Here is a 15,705-nt window from a genome sequence, read left to right as displayed (position 1 = left end):
TCGCAGTGTTGATTGTCTTTATAAGCTTCCTGCAATGCTTGGCTCGAAACTCAGTCGAAGCGCTGCTGGCTCAGGTGCTCGAATTGCCCTGTAAACCGCTTGGACCGTGGGAAGGCCAGATCGCCGTATTTGCTTGTGCCCAGACCTAGTCCGACCAGCGCTTCGGAGAGCTTTACCGCGGCGGTCACGCCTTCCACCACCGGCAGGCCGACCGCATCGCTGATCTGGGCGGTGAGATCCGCCATGCCCCCGCAACCCAGCACGATGGCGCCGATGTTGTCTTCGTCCCGAGCTCGTTTGCACTCGTCGATGATGCGGATCAGGGCCGCGTCGCTGTCGTCTTCCAGGTCGAGCACCGGGATCTCCGCGGCCCGCACCCGGCGGCAGTGATGGCTGAAGCCATACATGTCCAGCAGATGCTCGGCGATGATGCCGGTGCGCCCAAGGGTGGTGACGATGGAAAAGCGTGTGCTGATCAGCATGGCCATGTGAAAGGCCGCCTCGGCGATGCCAATGACCGGTGCCCGGGTCAGTTCCCGGGCAGCAAGCAATCCCGGATCGCCGAAGCAGGCGATGATGTAGGCATCGACTTTTTCCTGCTCTCCCCTCATCACCTCTTCGATGACTCCGACGGCACTGAGGGCCTCATCGAAATGGCTCTCGATGGAAACCGGGCCGCTGGCCGGGTTCGTGGAGCTCACCTGGGTGCTCGGTGCCGCGATGCGCTTGGCCGCGGCGTCGATAGTGGCGGTCATCGTGGCGGTCGTATTAGGGTTGATCACGCGGATATGCATTAAAACGTCCTCATCAGACAGCCAGGGCCGATCAAATTTGTTCACGAAAAAACAGTCTCTTTGTACACAAAATAGTTGGCTGGAAAGAGATGCGCAAGTAAGTTTTGGATGGATGAAGCCTGGATTGGCTTGAAACATAAGTGAATACAGACTAGCGTTATATTGTATACATTAAATAAAAAAGGAGCCCGTTCGATGACGCCAACACATGACGCCGATTATCCTCGTGATCTCATCGGTTATGGCCGCAACCCGCCGCATGCCAATTGGCCCGGCAACGCCCGAATCGCCGTGCAGTTCGTCCTCAACTATGAGGAAGGCGGCGAAAACAGCGTACTCCACGGCGACAGCGGCTCGGAGCAGTTCCTCTCCGAAATCATCGGCGCCGAGGCCTACCCCGATCGTCATCTGAGCATGGAGTCGATCTACGAATACGGCTCCCGGGCCGGCGTCTGGCGCATCCTCAAGGAGTTCGAGCGACGTGGCCTGCCGCTGACGGTGTTTGGCGTGGCCATGGCGCTGGAGCGCAATCCCGACGTGGCCCAGGCCTTCAAGGAATTAGGCCACGAAATCGCCTGCCACGGCTATCGCTGGATTCATTATCAAAACACGCCGGAAGATATCGAGCGCGAGCACATGCAAAAGGCCATCGACATCTTCCAGAGGCTTTATGGCGAGAAGCCGTTGGGCTGGTACACCGGTCGCGACAGCCCCAATACCCGGCGGCTGGTGCTCGATGAGGGATCGTTCCTTTACGACAGCGACTACTACGGTGACGACCTGCCGTTCTGGACCAGTGAAAAGAACAGCAAGGGCGAAGCGCAGACTCATCTGGTAGTGCCCTACACCCTGGACAGCAACGATATGCGCTTCGCTTCACCTCAGGGCTTCAACACCGGGGAGCACTTCTTCACCTACCTGCGGGACGCCTTCGATGTGCTCTACGCCGAGGGCGAGGAAGCACCGAAGATGCTCTCCATCGGTCTGCACTGCCGTCTGATCGGCCGTCCCGGACGCTTTCGGGGATTGCAGCGCTTCCTCGATCATATCGAGGCCCATGATCGGGTCTGGGTGACGCGGCGAGTCGACATTGCGCGGCACTGGGCCGAACATCATCCTGCGGGAACTGCTTCCTGAATAAAGGAGAACAGCATGCTGGAACTCAAGGCTGAGCCGCTTACGCCCAAGGCCTTCATGCCCTTCGGTGACGTCATTGATTCACGCACGTCGGACTCGTTTGCCATCAATTCGGGGCTGACCCAGCGCCATCACGATCTGGCCACCGTCGAGACCCTGGGCGAGAACGCCCGAGCGCTGATCAGCATCTTCGTCAGTCAGCCGATCAAGACGCCCCTGGAACTCAGCTTTCTGGAGCGCCACCCCCAGGGCAGTCAGGCGTTCATGCCGCTGCACGAGGAGCGCTTCATCGTCGTGGTGGCCCCGCGGGGTGAGGAGATCGATCCGGCCGAGGTGCGCGCCTTCGTCACCGACGGCCGCCAGGGGGTGAATTATCATGCTGGTACCTGGCACGCCATTCAGTCCGTGCTGGAGCGGGAAGGCGAATTCCTGGTGGTGGATCGCGGTGGCGACGGCAACAATTGCGACGAATATCCCATCGACTTGCGCATCACGCTCGAATGATCCCGGGTCGTGAACAGGCTTTATATGAGGAAACACAATGAACACTCGTAGTTACTACGCCCCCACAGGGGGCTTGCCACCCCAGACCCAAATGACCGCGGATCGTGCAGTATTCACCGAGGCCTATGCGGTGATTCCCAAGGGCGTGATGCGGGACATCGTCACCAGCTTCCTGCCGTTCTGGGACAAGACCCGCTTGTGGGTGCTAGCGCGCCCGCTGTCCGGGTTTGCCGAGACCTTTTCCCAGTACATCATGGAAGTTCAGCCTGGCGGAGGTAGCGACAAGCCGGAACCGGATAGCGGCGCCGAGGCCGTGCTGTTCGTGGTGGAAGGCGAGCTGACCCTGGTACTGGCGGGTGAAAAACATATCATGCATCCTGGCGGCTACGCCTTCATTCCGCCGGCCAGCGACTGGCGGGTGAGTAACGATGGCGACGCGCCGGTGCGTTTTCACTGGATTCGCAAGGCCTATGAGTACGTCGACGGCATCGAGCCGCCGGAGGCCTTCGTCACCAATGAGCAGGACATTGCGCCGACGCCGATGCCGGATACCAATGGCGCCTGGGCCACTACCCGATTCGTCGATCCGACGGATCTGCGCCACGACATGCACGTGACCATCGTCACCTTCCAGCCCGGCGGCGTCATTCCCTTCGACGAAACCCACATCATGGAACATGGCCTTTACGTGCTCGAAGGCAAGGCGGTCTATCACTTGAACCAGGATTGGGTCGAGGTGGAAGCCGGCGACTTCATGTGGCTGCGCGCCTTCTGCCCCCAGGCCTGCTATGCCGGTGGCCCGGGGCCGTTCCGCTACCTGCTGTACAAGGACGTCAACCGTCATCCCAAGCTCAATGCGTCCTCCGACTATCGTGGGCGTTAAATGTATTGATGGATAATTTTTCCACTAAGCAAAGCCGGCGATAATTTCGCCGGCTTTTTTGTGAGTAGCAGTAAAAGCTTTAAAAAAGAGCATTTAAGAGCCATTTTTCGGCGAAAATCGTTCATTTCACAGCTGTATAAGCCTAGCTGGCTGATTCACAACATGGTCTCAGAGAGTATGAAATATTTTATGGAAATGCTTTCCATAAAATATTGACAGATGGCTTGGCGGCGCTTAACTTGAAGACAAGAACAATTTCCATGGCTCTTCAGGAGAAGTTATCGTGGCCAAAATGACCGCAGCAGAAGCCGCCGTTCACGTCCTCAAGAAAGAAGGCGTCGATGTCACCTTCGGTGTGCCCGGCGCCGCCATCAACCCTTTCTACGCCGCGATGCGCAAGGTCGGTGGTGTCGATCATGTGTTGGCGCGACACGTGGAAGGCGCTTCTCACATGGCGGAAGGCTATACCCGTACCAAGGCCGGCAATATTGGTGTGTGTTTAGGCACCTCCGGCCCGGCGGGCACCGACATGGTGACTGGCCTTTACTCCGCCACCGGCGACTCCATTCCGATCCTATGTGTCACCGGTCAGGCCCCCCGAGCGCGCATGCACAAGGAGGACTTCCAGGCGGTGGATATTCAGGCTATCGCCGGGCCGGTCACCAAGTGGGCGATCACCGTGATGGAGCCGGCCCAGGTACCGCGCGCCTTCCAGCAGGCCTTTCATTTGATGCGCAGCGCACGCCCGGGTCCGGTACTGCTAGACCTGCCTATCGACGTACAAATGAGCGAGATCGAGTTCGATCCGGACACCTACGAGCCGCTGGCGGTCTACAAGCCCTCCGCATCTCGTGCCCAGGTCGAGAAGGCGCTGGCCATGCTCAACGACGCGGACAAACCGTTGTTGGTGGCCGGGGGCGGCATCGTCAATGCGGATGCCAGCGACCTGCTGACGGAGTTTGCCGAGATCACCGGGGTGCCGGTCATCCCGACCCTGATGGGCTGGGGCGTGATTCCTGATGATCACCGGCTGATGGCGGGCATGGTGGGCCTGCAGACCTCTCACCGTTACGGGAACGCGACGCTGCTCGCCTCGGATTTCGTGCTGGGCATCGGTAATCGCTGGGCCAACCGGCACACCGGCGAGCTCGCCAGTTACACCGAGGGTCGCAAGTTTGTCCATGTGGATATCGAGCCGACCCAGATCGGGCGCGTGTTCTGCCCGGATTACGGCATCGTCTCGGACGCCGGCGCAGCCCTTGAACTGTTCGTCGAGGTGGCGCGGGAGTGGCAGGCGGCGGGCAAGCTCAAGGATCGCTCTGACTGGGCCGAGTCCTGTCAGGAGCGGCGGCGCACCATGATGCGCAAGACTCATTTCGACAACGTGCCGATCAAGCCCCAGCGCGTCTACGAAGAGATGAACAAGGCCTTCGGCAAGAATACCCGCTACGTCAGCACCATCGGGCTTTCCCAGATCGCCGGCGCCCAGTTCCTGCACACCTACCAGCCGCGTCACTGGATCAACTGTGGTCAGGCCGGGCCGCTGGGTTGGACGATTCCGGCGGCGCTCGGGGTACGCCGGGCCGATCCGGAGGCCAACATCGTGGCACTGTCCGGCGACTACGACTTCCAGTTCATGGTCGAGGAGTTGGCGGTGGGCGCCCAGTTCAAGCTGCCGTACCTGCACGTGCTGGTGAACAACTCCTACCTGGGGTTGATTCGCCAGGCCCAGCGCGGCTTCGACATGGATTATTGCGTGCAGCTCTCGTTCAAGAACATCAACTACACCGATGAACAGGCGGAGCTTGCGGAATACGGCGTGGATCACGTCTCTGTCGTGGAAGGTCTGGGCTGCAAGGCGCTGCGTGTCACCAAGCCCGACGAGATCGCCGGCGCCTTCGAGCAGGCCCAGCAGTTGATGAAGGAGCATCAGGTGCCGGTAGTGGTCGAGATCATTCTTGAGCGGGTGACCAATATTTCCATGGGCACCGATCTGGCCGGCGTCACCGAGTTCGAGGAGCTGGCGGAAAACGTGACCGATGCCCCGACCTGTATCGGCTCGCTGATCTGACCCGAGCGCTCTGGCGCTGGTCAAGCCAGTGCCGGACTACGATACTCGATAACCAAACCGTTGAAGGAGACCAAGATGCCCAAGTTTGCTGCCAACCTCAGTATGCTGTTCACCGAGGAGGACTTCCTCGATCGTTTCGATGCTGCCGCCAAGGCCGGATTCAAAGGGGTCGAATACCTCTTTCCCTATGATTACACCGCCGACGAGATCAAGAAGCGTCTCGACGACAACGGCTTGACCCAGGTGCTGTTCAATCTGCCCGCCGGGGATTGGGGGGCCGGCGAGCGTGGTATCGGCTGTCACCCCGATCGCGTCGAGGAGTTCCGCCGTGGTGTCGACACCGCCATCGAGTATGCCAAGGCGTTGGGCTGCCAGCAGGTCAACTGCCTGGCCGGCATCAAGCCCGACAACGTCAGTGACGCGGATGCGCACAACACCCTGGCGGATAACCTGCGCTTCGCCGCGGACAAGCTCGAGCAGGCGGGCATCCTGCTGATCGCCGAGCCGATCAACACCCGGGATATTCCCGGTTTCTTCCTCAACTATACCGAGCAGGCCCTGGCCCTGTTCGACGAGGTGGGATCGAACAATCTGAAGCTGCAATACGATATCTATCACATGCAGATCATGGAAGGCGATCTCGCCCCCACCATCGAAAAGCACTTCGATCGTATTGCCCATATCCAGATTGCTGACAATCCGGGCCGCCACGAACCCGGCACCGGCGAGATCAACTACCCGTTCCTGTTCGGCCATCTCGATCGGCTGGGCTACGACGGTTGGATCGGCTGCGAATACAAGCCTGCCGCGGGTACCAAGGAAGGCCTGGGCTGGCTGGATAGCGTTCGTTGAGTATTCAGCAATTCATGAATTCTGTGGAATAACAATTCAGTAGGAGAACGACATGAGCAAGATCGGATTCATTGGCCTGGGTATCATGGGCCGCCCCATGGCGGGGCATCTGCTGGACGCCGGCCACGAGCTGGTCACCGTCAAGCGCGACAAGCCCCTGGCCAGCGAACTGGCGGACAAGGGCATGCGGGAGCTGGACGATCCCAAGGCGGTCGCCGAGCACTCCGAGATCATCATCACCATGGTGCCGGACACCCCGGACGTGGAGCAGGTGCTGTTCGCCGAGGATGGCGTCATCCATGGCCTTCAGAAGGGTGCGCTGGTCATCGACATGAGTTCCATCGCGCCGATTCCCACCCAGGAATTCGCCAAGCGCATCAAGGATGCCGGCGGTGACTACGTCGACGCCCCGGTTTCCGGCGGTGAAGGCGGCGCCATCAACGCCGCCCTGACCATCATGGTTGGCGCCAGCCAGGATGCTTTCGAGCGTGCCAAGCCGGTGCTCGAGGTGATGGGCAAGACCATTACATTGATTGGTGAAAACGGGGCGGGCCAGACCTGCAAGGTCGCCAACCAGATCGTCGTGGCCCTGACCATCGAAGCCGTTGCCGAAGGTCTGTTGTTCGCCTCCAAGGCCGGTGCCGACGTCAACAAGGTGCGCGAATCCCTGCTCGGCGGCCTGGCCCAGTCGAAGATTCTCGACGTGCACGGTGAACGCATGATAAGCCGCAACTTCGAGCCAGGCTTCAAGGTCAAGCTGCATCAGAAAGACCTGAATCTGGCCCTGGAAGGCGCACGCACCCTGGATCTGGCACTCCCTGGAACCGCCAACGCCCAGCAACTGCTACAGGCCTGCGTGGCCAACGGCGGCGCCGAGTGGGATCATTCCGGTATTCTGCGGGCGCTGGAGAAGTTGGCCGATCACGAGGTCGGTAAGTAAGCATCGGTCAACGATCTGCTGCGCTCGCGGCGATCGTGGGCCAGATGGTCCTGGCATCTTCGTGCCATGAACACCGGCGGCCGCGATTGCGCGTCCGCCGGTTTTTTGTAGGCTGTTCGTTATTTACATGCTCCATGAGCATGTCTTGTTGAGGAGTCGCGACATGAGTGCCAACGTTTCCTTTGCCGATCGTGATACCGTGCGGGATTGGCTCACGCGTCTCGCCTACACGGCGATTGCCGCCGTGCATCCTGCCAATCTGCTACCCGATCAACTCCCCGAGCCGCCCAGGGGGCGCACCGTGGTAGTGGGCGCTGGCAAGGCCGCCGCTGCCATGGCCAAGGCATTGGAGGATGCCTGGAGGATGAAGAACCCTCAGGCTGAACTCTCGGGGCTGGTGGTGACCCGCTATGGACATGGCGAGGCCTGCCAGCGCATCGAGGTGTTGGAAGCCTCGCATCCCATGCCGGACGAACTCGGCGAGCGGGCGGCCAAGCGTATGCTTGAGGCAGTACGCGAGCTTACCGAGGATGATTTGGTCATTTCGTTGATCTCCGGTGGCGGCTCGGCGCTGATGACATTGCCGGCCCAAGGGCTGACCCTGGCGCAGAAGCAAGCACTCTCGAAGGAGTTGTTGCGCTGTGGCGCCCCCATCAGCGAGATCAACACCGTGCGTCGGCATCTCTCGGCGATCAAGGGCGGTCGTCTGGCCGCCTCGGCGCACCCGGCCCGGGTCGTGACCTATCTCATCTCCGACGTACCCGGCGACGAGCCCACCCTCATCGCCTCGGGCCCGACACTGCCGGACGATTCCACACCCAGCGACGCCCTGGCCATCCTCGAAGCCCGCGGTATCGAAATACCCGAGGAGGTGCGCCGGCATCTGGAGAATGATGATTCCGCCCCGCATCGTGACGATGCCGGTTTCGCTCGGGACGAGGCGGTGGTGCTGGCGCGAGCGGCAGACGCCTTGGAAGCCGCACGGCATGAGGCAGAAGCCGCCGGGATGGAGGTGCGCCTGCTGGGCGACGACCTGGAAGGCGAGGCCCGAGAGCTGGGAGGTGAACATGCGGCAATGGCATTGGCGGCACGAGACGAATTTAGGCGTCCGCTCTTGATTCTGTCCGGCGGCGAGACCAGTGTTACCGTACGCGGTAACGGCCGGGGCGGTCGCAACGTCGAATACCTGCTAGGTGTGTTCGCTGCACTCGAAGGCGTCGCAGGTATTCATGCGCTGGCCATCGACACCGATGGCATCGACGGCTCCGAGGATAATGCGGGGGCTTTGATCGGCCCCGATACCTGGCAACGCGCCCAGGAGTCTCAGCTGTCGGCAACGGATTATCTGGCGCGCAACGACGCCTACAGCTTCTTCGAGGCGCTCGATGAGCTGATCGTGACCGGCCCCACCCGTACCAACGTCAATGATTTTCGCGCCATTCTGGTGCTACCGAGGACTTCATGAACCCAATGCCCCATGCTCCCATCCGCCGCACCAAGATCGTCGCTACCCTGGGCCCCGCCAGCGACCGCGAGGGTGTACTCGACGCTCTGATCAAAGCTGGGGTCGATGTGGTGCGTCTGAACTTTTCCCATGGTAGCCCCGAGGATCATCGCAAGCGCTTGTTGGCAGTGCGCGAGGCAGCGGAGCGGCACGGCCGTACCGTCGCTGCCTTGGGCGATCTGCAAGGCCCCAAGATTCGTATCGCACGTTTTGCCGAAGGCGCGGTGGAGCTCGAGGAAGGCCAGTCGTTCATCATCGACATGTCCCTGGAGCGAGACGCCGGCAATGCCGAGCAGGTGGGCTGCGATTACAAGACCCTGGCGGAAGATGTCGCTTCCGGCGACGTCTTGTTGCTTGATGATGGACGCTTGGAGCTGGTGGTCGACAAGGTCGAACCACCCCGGGTGCACACCACCGTGCGGGTCGGCGGCAAGCTCTCCAACAACAAGGGCATCAACAAGCAGGGCGGGGGGCTCTCCGCTGCGGCCCTGACCGACAAGGATCGGGAAGACCTCAAGACCGCCATCGAGATCGGTGTCGACTACCTGGCGGTCTCCTTTCCACGTAACGCGGCAGACATGCAATTGGCCAGGGATTTACTCGGTGAAGCCGGTAAAGAGATCAGCCTGGTGGCCAAGATCGAGCGCGCCGAAGCGGTGGGTGACGAACAAACCCTGGACGATATCATCCGTGCTTCCGAGGCGGTGATGGTCGCTCGCGGTGATCTCGGTGTGGAGATCGGCGACGCTCAGTTGATCGGTATCCAGAAGCGCATCATCCAGCGTGCTCGCACCCTCAACCGGGCGGTCATCACGGCCACCCAGATGATGGAGTCGATGATCTCCTCGCCGCTGCCGACTCGGGCGGAAGTCTTCGATGTCGCCAACGCGGTGCTCGACGGTACCGATGCGGTGATGCTGTCCGCAGAGACCGCCGCCGGCGACTACCCGGTGGAAACCATCGAGGCCATGAACCGACTCTGCCTGGGGGCTGAACGCGAGCGCGCCGCCCAGGAGTCCAAGCACCGCATTCACGAAGGCTTCTCGCGCATCGACGAGACCGTGGCGCTGTCGGCCATGTATGCCGCCAACCACCTGACCGGGGTCGCCGCCATCGCCTGCATGACCTCCAGCGGTTACACCCCGCTGATCGCGTCACGGATTCGCTCCGGGTTACCCATCGTCGGCCTGGCCCATAATCCCGTCGCCCAGCGACGCATGGCCTTGTATCGCGGCGTGGTGTCGCTGCCCTTCGATACCAGCGACATGGCCGCGGACGAACTGGATGCTCGGGCGCTGGAACTGCTCGAGAAGCATGGGCTGGTCAGCCAGGGCGACGAGGTGATCCTGACCCGGGGCGATCACATGAACGCCCACGGCGGCACCAATACCATGAAGATCCTGCAGGGCTGATGGCAGGGTCAGACCATGGTTTCAAAGACGAGAAAGGCGCCCTACTTTCACTGATCGTCACAAATTGCGGCGATCACCTTGCCGGTATGCTGTACGTGTTCGGTAAGCAGCCGTCGGGCGAGTTCGGTGTCCCGGATCTTGAGTGCCTCGAGTATCTCGCGGTGCTCATTGGCCGATTCATGCCAGCGCCCGAACCTTCCTAGTGCCAGGTAGCGCGCTCTTTCCAGGCGACCCAGGAGCCGCTGATGGGTTTCGGCAAGTACCGGATTCTTGGCCCCGGCCACCAGTAGCGAGTGGATGCGCTGATTCACCTCGAAGTAACGATCCAGATCGCCCTTGTCGACGAGTCGCTCGAGGCGCTCTTGCAGTGCCTCGAGACGATTGATCTCGGTATTGGTCATGCGCTGCGCCGCCAGGCCGATGGCCATGCTCTCCAGGCCGGCCTCCACTTCGAACAGATGCTCCAGTTCCTGTGCGTCTATCGGAGCGACCACGGCGTTCCGATGTCGCCTCAGGATCACCAGGCCCTCGGCGGCCAATTTCTTTATGGCCTCACGCAGCGGCGTGCGCGAAATGTCCAGCAATTCGCAGAGTTCCGGTTCCGCCAAGCGCTCGTTGGGCTTGAGTTCACCCCGCACGATCATGAGATGCAGGGCTTGATGAGCCTGCTCCGCCAGCGATGTGGTGCGGATGCGCTGGCGTGTCGGGACGCCGGGAGGAACCTTGGTTTTTTCCTCTTGCGCTGCAGATGGCGGGCCATCAGCCGTCATGTCGGTACTCCCCGGTCATTAGTCAACCTCCTTCCATAGGCCAGATCCCGACCATGGGTCAGCCCGGCAACATCCACGCTATTCAATCCTGGGGCTGGCGTCCAACCAACGCAGCGAGAGCGGTACCAAGTCCCTTGCAGAGCTTGCTTGGCGGTTGGGTATAGCTGCCGGCCGCTGGCGTGTTGCAGGCGATATCCACCATGGCTTGGGCCTGGATCAAGGCACAGGTCACGCCATCGATGGCGGGGACCGGCATTCGGTCGGCCACGGAACGGGCCAGACCCGCCAGGGGCGCACCGGCCAGGATCAGCACATCGGCACCGTCCTCTTCCACGGCGCGGCGACCCAGTTCGACCAGACGCTCGCCCTGATTCTCCTGCACCCGGCCGATATGCTGCAACGGCTCGTCCAGGGCGCGAATGCTCGCCAGACGCCCTTCGAGACCGTAGGAGGCAATGCATTCGCGATACCAGGCCTGGATGCGCTGGGAGATGGCAATCACCGAAAAGCGTCCGCCCTGCTGGCAGGCCGTCATCACTGCCGCTTCGGTCATGCCCACTACGGGAATCGGCAGGATCTCGCGCAGGGCGGTGAGGCCGGGATCGCCAAAGGCGGCGACCACCACGGCATCGTGCTGTGCGTAGTGTTCGGCGGCGATCTGCAAGGCGGCATAGCCGCCGATCAAGGCCTCGGCGCGGGTTTCGATATAGGCCACACCGAAGGGCGCGGTGGCCATGGTCAGCTCATTGCCCGGGCGAAGGCCTCGTGAGGCCTCCGCCTTGATCAGACGGGTCACGTCCGAGGAAATATTGGGATTGATCACCAGCAGTTTCATGGCATGTTCCTTGAAGCAAGAATCAGGTATCCGTGGGTATCGCGAATAAGCGATACCCACGGAGCAGCATATTGAAGAGGCGGTTCAGGAATACTTTCCTAGTAACCGAGAAGGCGGGGAAGCCAGGTCACGATGCCCGGAAAGAGCATGCACAGCCCGAGCACCACATACTGAAAGGCGATGAACGGCCAGGCGCTCTTCATCAGTTCGTTGAGGCTGATCTTCGAGATGCCGCACATCACGAACAGCAGTACGCCGACCGGCGGCGTCATCATGCCTACCACCAGGTTCATGACGAACAGGAAGCCGAACAGCAAGGGGTCGATGCCATAGGCCAGCGCAATCGGCGCGAGCAAGGGCACCAGCATGATGTAGGCGGCGTTGGACTCGATGAACATCCCTACCAGAATCAACAGACCCATTACCAGCAGCAGGAAGATCGTGGGGTCTGAGGTCATGTCCTGCAGCCAGCTGCTCAGCAGGATGGGCACCAGATCGATGGTGAAGGCAAACGTCATGGTCGAGGCGAAGGCGATCAGCGCGCCGACCATGGCCGCGGTGACCGCGGCATTGAACATCGCCTTGGGCAGATCAGAGAGGCGCAACTGACGAGTGACGAAGAACCCCATCAACAGCGCATAGATCACGGCGATCGCCGCACCCTCGGTGGCGGTGAAAGCGCCACCGACGATTCCCCCCACCACGATGATCGGCATCAGCAGGATAGGCAGGGCGCGCCAGGTTTGCAGCAGCACATGCTTCAGCCCCAGATTGCCTCCACTCAACGGGTAGCCCCGGCGCATGGATATGAATGATGCCAGGCCCATGAAACCGACCGCCAGAATGATGCCCGGCACGACACCGGCCATGAAGAGTCCGCCGACGGAGACGCTCGAGCCCGCCATCAGTGCATAGACGATCATCGCGTTGCTGGGGGGAATGATGGCACCCAGGTTGGCGGCGGAGGCCACCACGGCACTGCTATAGCCGGTACCGTACTGTTCCCGCATCGAAGGAACCAGGGAACTGCCCAGGGCGCTGGCGCTGGCCACGGCGGCGCCGCTGACGGCGGCAAGCACCATCCCGGCGACGATGGCGACATGCGCCAGGCCGCCGTGTACACGACCGATCAACGAATTGGCGAAATCCACCAGGCGCTGAAGAATACCGGCGGCGACCATCAGTTCGCCGGCCAGCATGAACAAGGGAATGGCCATCAACGGGAAGTTGTCGATGGAGTGCATCATGCGCTGGGGCATGACCGCAAAATCCATACCGCCGACATAGAGTCCTGCCAACGACGCCAGACCGAGGGCGAAGGCCAATGGCATGCGCAGCAGCGCAAAGGCCAGGAAGGTGATGACGATGGCCAGTGTCATGAAGTCTCTCCTTCTACGCTCGCCCCTGGTGCGCTTGGCAGTGGTTCGACCTGCAAGGCCTGTGCGATCAAATGCAGCAGGCTATGTCCGGCGCAGATCAGCACGGCGATATAGAACACGGCGGCGGCCACTGGCACCGTGGGCATCAGTTGCTGCCACTTGTCGGCGACGGCGCCTATGGCTAGCCAGAACAGTATTGCCATGAGTAGGGCACTGACCAATGCCATCAGGCGAGCAAGCTGCTTTTGAAAATTCTCGGGAAACACGCCAACCAGCGCATCGATGCCCACGTGGATGCCTATTTTTATACCGTGGGGAATGGCCAGGAAAATCGTCCAGACGAAGAACAGGCGTGCAAGCTCGGTGGCGGAGTCGATCGACGACGACAGCACGTAGCGGGCGAACACCTGAACCGAGACCAGCAGTGTCATCAAGCCCATGGACAGGATGACGGCGTAATAAGAGGTCCGATCGATCGCCAGCAGCGCCATGAGGAAGCGACGTCTTGTGGGGCCAGGGGCACTGGCCCCCGGTCCCGTTGCTGCGGATCTCATGAATCGAGTTCCGCCAGTACGTTATCGACGACGTCCGAACCAATCTTGCCCTTGAGGTTCTCGACCACGCCCTGGGTTTCCTTGCGCAGCTCAGCGCGGGTCTCGGAAGAGATCGGCGTGAACTCCATGCCGCGCTCAATCAGTGTCTCGCGCGCGGCTTCGTCTTCTTCGGCGGCCTTCTTGCGCTGCCACTCGACGGCTTTGGCCATCGATTCCTTCATCGCTTTTTGTTGCTCGGCAGTCAGGTTGTTGAACGCGTCACGATTAGCGGCAACGACGATAAAGTCATAGAAGTGGCCGGTATCGGAAAGGTATTTCTGTACTTCATCCATGCGACGGGTCGCGATGACGCTATAGGGGTTTTCCTGGCCGTCGAGTACCCCCTGCTGCAAGGCGCCATAGACTTCCTTGATATCCATGGAGACCGGGTTGGCGCCCAGTGCACGGAAGGAGTCGAGGTGCGTCTGATTGGGTTGCAGGCGAATCTTGAGGCCCTTGAAATCTTCTGGAGTCTCGATCGGCCGCTCGTTGTTGGTCACGTTACGAAAGCCTAGCTCCATGTAGCCCAGCGCGATAAAGCCCTTTTCAGCCAATTTTTCGTCGAGCATTTCGCCTACCTTGCCATCGACGACCTTGAAGGCTTTCTCGCGGCTATCGAAGGCAAAGGGCAAACTCAGGGCTTCAAGTTCCGGCACGATGCGCGAAAGATAAGCGATGCCCACCCAGGTCCCCATGATGACACCGGATCTTACCTGGTCGACGTTTTCACTGGCCCCACCGAGTTGCATGCCGGGGAAGAGTTGTGCGGTAAGTTCGCCGTTAGTGCGGCTATCGAGTTCCTCTTCGAATATCTTCATGGCCTTGCTGCTGGAGTGATCGTCCGGGAAGTTGCCGCCGAAGCGCAGACTCTCGGCGTTAGCCAGCAGGGGGGTACCAAGGCCCAGGGCCATCAGTAGGGTAAAGCAGTGTCGAGTAAGGCGGGTTGTTGTCATGACAATTTCCTTCGCTGCGTCGTTATTGGCTAAGCCGATTGAGCATGCTCGCGACTTATAGAAACCATAATTCAGAATGTCAAAAAACACAAAATACAGAATACCTTTTTTTATAAATTACTTATAATTCAGTAATTTGATTTTTTAAAAATGGAAAAGTATTTGCGTTTTCCTGTTTTGCAGGATGTTTTCCTACTTGGACACTATCGGCGCGAAGGAATAGAACTTCAGTCTCGTGTCAGTGCTTTAACCACCGCATCGCCGGTCCGGCGCATATGCAGGCGCATGGCGATTGACAGCATATCGCCGTCACGAGATTCGAGTGCCGCAAGGATATGTTCGTGTTCTCGGGCAGACTCCTCCCAGCGGCCCAGCTGCATATTGGCGGCATAGCGGGCGCGGGCGATCTTCAGGCTCAGCGAAGCCTCGAGTTCAAGCAGTACGCTATTGCCCGCGATCTCGGTAAGACGTTGATGGATCTGCTGATTGAGCTTGAAGTATTGTACGCGTTCATGACGCTGGTAATGCCCCATCATGCGTTGGTGGAGAGAGCGAATCTCATCGATATCGGTCTCCTTGGCGCGGGACGCTAGGAGGCTGCCCGAAAGCCCCTCGAGCACCACCATGACCTCGAAGAGGTCGATGACTTCCTGCGGGTCTATCTCGGTGACTCTGGCACCGCGGTTGGGTAGAAGCTCAACCAATCCTTCCCTGGCCAGCACCTTGAGCGCCTCGCGCAGAGGTGTGCGTGACACCTCGAATGTGTCGCAAAGCTGTTTTTCCGAGATACGGCTGCCCGGGGACAGTTCGCCTTCCAATATCATCTCGCGCAGATGCTGCGTGACGATTTCAAAAAGCGAGAGCCGTTCCATGGGCGGCGTACGCATTGCGCTATCGTCGAGCATGTTTGGCGTTGTCCTGTTGGGAACGTCGTCCATAGTGGCGGCTCCTCACTGAATACGGTCCATCCTGCGCCGCATTTTTAAATAAAAGTGACTTGCAAAATTTCGCGAGTGTGCAAGTCTTAGGTTAGCGTATTTTGAATACAAAATACGGGATGCGATAAAAACAAGGATTC

The 15,705-nt window shown here is 60.2% G+C and carries 15 protein-coding genes; 8 read left to right on the top strand and 7 right to left on the bottom strand.

Features of this window, described 5'->3' with window-relative positions; genetic code table 11:
• Positions 1 to 50: 50 nt before the first annotated feature.
• The gene (locus ACPF7Z_RS12405; protein ID WP_425193635.1) at positions 51 to 794 is read right to left on the bottom strand and encodes an aspartate/glutamate racemase family protein; all 744 of its coding nucleotides are present in this window, start codon (positions 792 to 794) and stop codon (positions 51 to 53) included.
• Positions 795 to 989: 195 nt separating this feature from the next.
• Here ACPF7Z_RS12405 and puuE point away from each other — a divergent pair, with 195 nt between their 5' ends.
• The 8 genes from puuE to pyk all read left to right on the top strand — a co-directional run bounded on the left by puuE (position 990) and on the right by pyk (position 10,097).
• On the top strand, positions 990 to 1,931 hold the full coding sequence (puuE, locus tag ACPF7Z_RS12400) for an allantoinase PuuE (protein WP_425193562.1): 942 nt from the start codon (positions 990 to 992) through the stop codon (positions 1,929 to 1,931).
• 15 nt (positions 1,932 to 1,946) lie between these two features.
• Entirely contained in the window at positions 1,947 to 2,435 is a 489-nt protein-coding gene (locus tag ACPF7Z_RS12395) for an ureidoglycolate lyase (RefSeq protein ID WP_425193561.1), read from the top strand.
• A gap of 37 nt (positions 2,436 to 2,472) precedes the next feature.
• Entirely contained in the window at positions 2,473 to 3,318 is an 846-nt protein-coding gene (locus tag ACPF7Z_RS12390) for a bifunctional allantoicase/(S)-ureidoglycine aminohydrolase (protein ID WP_425193560.1), read from the top strand.
• 283 nt (positions 3,319 to 3,601) lie between these two features.
• Positions 3,602 to 5,389, top strand: coding sequence for a glyoxylate carboligase (gene gcl / locus ACPF7Z_RS12385; RefSeq protein ID WP_425193559.1), 1,788 nt, complete (start codon positions 3,602 to 3,604; stop codon positions 5,387 to 5,389).
• 75 nt (positions 5,390 to 5,464) lie between these two features.
• Positions 5,465 to 6,241 carry a hydroxypyruvate isomerase gene (gene hyi / locus ACPF7Z_RS12380; protein WP_425193558.1) on the top strand — a complete coding sequence of 259 codons (777 nt, stop codon included), beginning with the start codon at positions 5,465 to 5,467 and terminating at the stop codon, positions 6,239 to 6,241.
• A 52-nt stretch (positions 6,242 to 6,293) separates the two neighbouring features.
• Positions 6,294 to 7,181, top strand: a complete 888-nt coding sequence (locus tag ACPF7Z_RS12375; protein WP_425193557.1) for a 2-hydroxy-3-oxopropionate reductase — start codon at positions 6,294 to 6,296, stop codon at positions 7,179 to 7,181.
• Positions 7,182 to 7,344: 163 nt separating this feature from the next.
• The gene (locus ACPF7Z_RS12370) at positions 7,345 to 8,646 is read left to right on the top strand and encodes a glycerate kinase type-2 family protein (protein ID WP_425193556.1); all 1,302 of its coding nucleotides are present in this window, start codon (positions 7,345 to 7,347) and stop codon (positions 8,644 to 8,646) included.
• Complete coding sequence (pyk, locus tag ACPF7Z_RS12365; protein WP_425193555.1) at positions 8,643 to 10,097, top strand: pyruvate kinase; 1,455 nt, start codon at positions 8,643 to 8,645, stop codon at positions 10,095 to 10,097. Before ACPF7Z_RS12370 ends, pyk begins: the two co-directional genes overlap by 4 nt.
• Before the next feature lie 47 nt (positions 10,098 to 10,144).
• Here the strand turns inward: pyk and ACPF7Z_RS12360 are convergent, their stop codons facing one another.
• The 6 genes from ACPF7Z_RS12360 to ACPF7Z_RS12335 form a co-directional block, all read right to left on the bottom strand.
• Entirely contained in the window at positions 10,145 to 10,867 is a 723-nt protein-coding gene (locus ACPF7Z_RS12360) for a GntR family transcriptional regulator (RefSeq protein WP_425193554.1), read from the bottom strand.
• 82 nt (positions 10,868 to 10,949) lie between these two features.
• Entirely contained in the window at positions 10,950 to 11,702 is a 753-nt protein-coding gene (locus ACPF7Z_RS12355) for an aspartate/glutamate racemase family protein (protein ID WP_425193553.1), read from the bottom strand.
• Positions 11,703 to 11,800: 98 nt separating this feature from the next.
• On the bottom strand, positions 11,801 to 13,081 hold the full coding sequence (locus ACPF7Z_RS12350) for a TRAP transporter large permease (RefSeq protein WP_425193552.1): 1,281 nt from the start codon (positions 13,079 to 13,081) through the stop codon (positions 11,801 to 11,803).
• Positions 13,078 to 13,635: a TRAP transporter small permease gene (locus ACPF7Z_RS12345; RefSeq protein ID WP_425193551.1), complete on the bottom strand. Its 558-nt coding sequence runs from the start codon at positions 13,633 to 13,635 to the stop codon at positions 13,078 to 13,080. Before ACPF7Z_RS12345 ends, ACPF7Z_RS12350 begins: the two co-directional genes overlap by 4 nt.
• Positions 13,632 to 14,627 carry a TRAP transporter substrate-binding protein gene (locus ACPF7Z_RS12340; protein WP_425193550.1) on the bottom strand — a complete coding sequence of 332 codons (996 nt, stop codon included), beginning with the start codon at positions 14,625 to 14,627 and terminating at the stop codon, positions 13,632 to 13,634. The genes ACPF7Z_RS12345 and ACPF7Z_RS12340 overlap by 4 nt, the downstream gene beginning before the upstream one ends.
• Before the next feature lie 227 nt (positions 14,628 to 14,854).
• Positions 14,855 to 15,565 carry a GntR family transcriptional regulator gene (locus ACPF7Z_RS12335; protein WP_425193549.1) on the bottom strand — a complete coding sequence of 237 codons (711 nt, stop codon included), beginning with the start codon at positions 15,563 to 15,565 and terminating at the stop codon, positions 14,855 to 14,857.
• Positions 15,566 to 15,705: the final 140 nt, after the last annotated feature.

Origin of the sequence: Halomonas sp. GXIMD04776 (genome assembly GCF_049808615.1) — a bacterium.
In the GTDB taxonomy this organism is placed as follows: Bacteria; Pseudomonadota; Gammaproteobacteria; order Pseudomonadales; family Halomonadaceae; genus Modicisalibacter.
The sequence above is the reverse complement of the archived record's forward strand: the minus strand, read 5'-3'. Positions and strand labels throughout refer to the sequence as shown.

Excerpts from the sequence above, each read along its gene's own strand:
- ACPF7Z_RS12405 (WP_425193635.1), bottom strand. The coding sequence starts at position 794 with ATGCATATCCGCGTGATCAACCCTAATACGACCGCCACGATGACCGCC.
- puuE (WP_425193562.1), top strand. The coding sequence starts at position 990 with ATGACGCCAACACATGACGCCGATTATCCTCGTGATCTCATCGGTTAT.
- ACPF7Z_RS12395 (WP_425193561.1), top strand. The coding sequence starts at position 1,947 with ATGCTGGAACTCAAGGCTGAGCCGCTTACGCCCAAGGCCTTCATGCCC.
- ACPF7Z_RS12390 (WP_425193560.1), top strand. The coding sequence starts at position 2,473 with ATGAACACTCGTAGTTACTACGCCCCCACAGGGGGCTTGCCACCCCAG.
- hyi (WP_425193558.1), top strand. The coding sequence starts at position 5,465 with ATGCCCAAGTTTGCTGCCAACCTCAGTATGCTGTTCACCGAGGAGGAC.
- ACPF7Z_RS12375 (WP_425193557.1), top strand. The coding sequence starts at position 6,294 with ATGAGCAAGATCGGATTCATTGGCCTGGGTATCATGGGCCGCCCCATG.
- ACPF7Z_RS12370 (WP_425193556.1), top strand. The coding sequence starts at position 7,345 with ATGAGTGCCAACGTTTCCTTTGCCGATCGTGATACCGTGCGGGATTGG.
- pyk (WP_425193555.1), top strand. The coding sequence starts at position 8,643 with ATGAACCCAATGCCCCATGCTCCCATCCGCCGCACCAAGATCGTCGCT.
- ACPF7Z_RS12360 (WP_425193554.1), bottom strand. The coding sequence starts at position 10,867 with ATGACGGCTGATGGCCCGCCATCTGCAGCGCAAGAGGAAAAAACCAAG.
- ACPF7Z_RS12355 (WP_425193553.1), bottom strand. The coding sequence starts at position 11,702 with ATGAAACTGCTGGTGATCAATCCCAATATTTCCTCGGACGTGACCCGT.
- ACPF7Z_RS12350 (WP_425193552.1), bottom strand. The coding sequence starts at position 13,081 with ATGACACTGGCCATCGTCATCACCTTCCTGGCCTTTGCGCTGCTGCGC.
- ACPF7Z_RS12345 (WP_425193551.1), bottom strand. The coding sequence starts at position 13,635 with ATGAGATCCGCAGCAACGGGACCGGGGGCCAGTGCCCCTGGCCCCACA.
- ACPF7Z_RS12340 (WP_425193550.1), bottom strand. The coding sequence starts at position 14,627 with ATGACAACAACCCGCCTTACTCGACACTGCTTTACCCTACTGATGGCC.
- ACPF7Z_RS12335 (WP_425193549.1), bottom strand. The coding sequence starts at position 15,565 with ATGGACGACGTTCCCAACAGGACAACGCCAAACATGCTCGACGATAGC.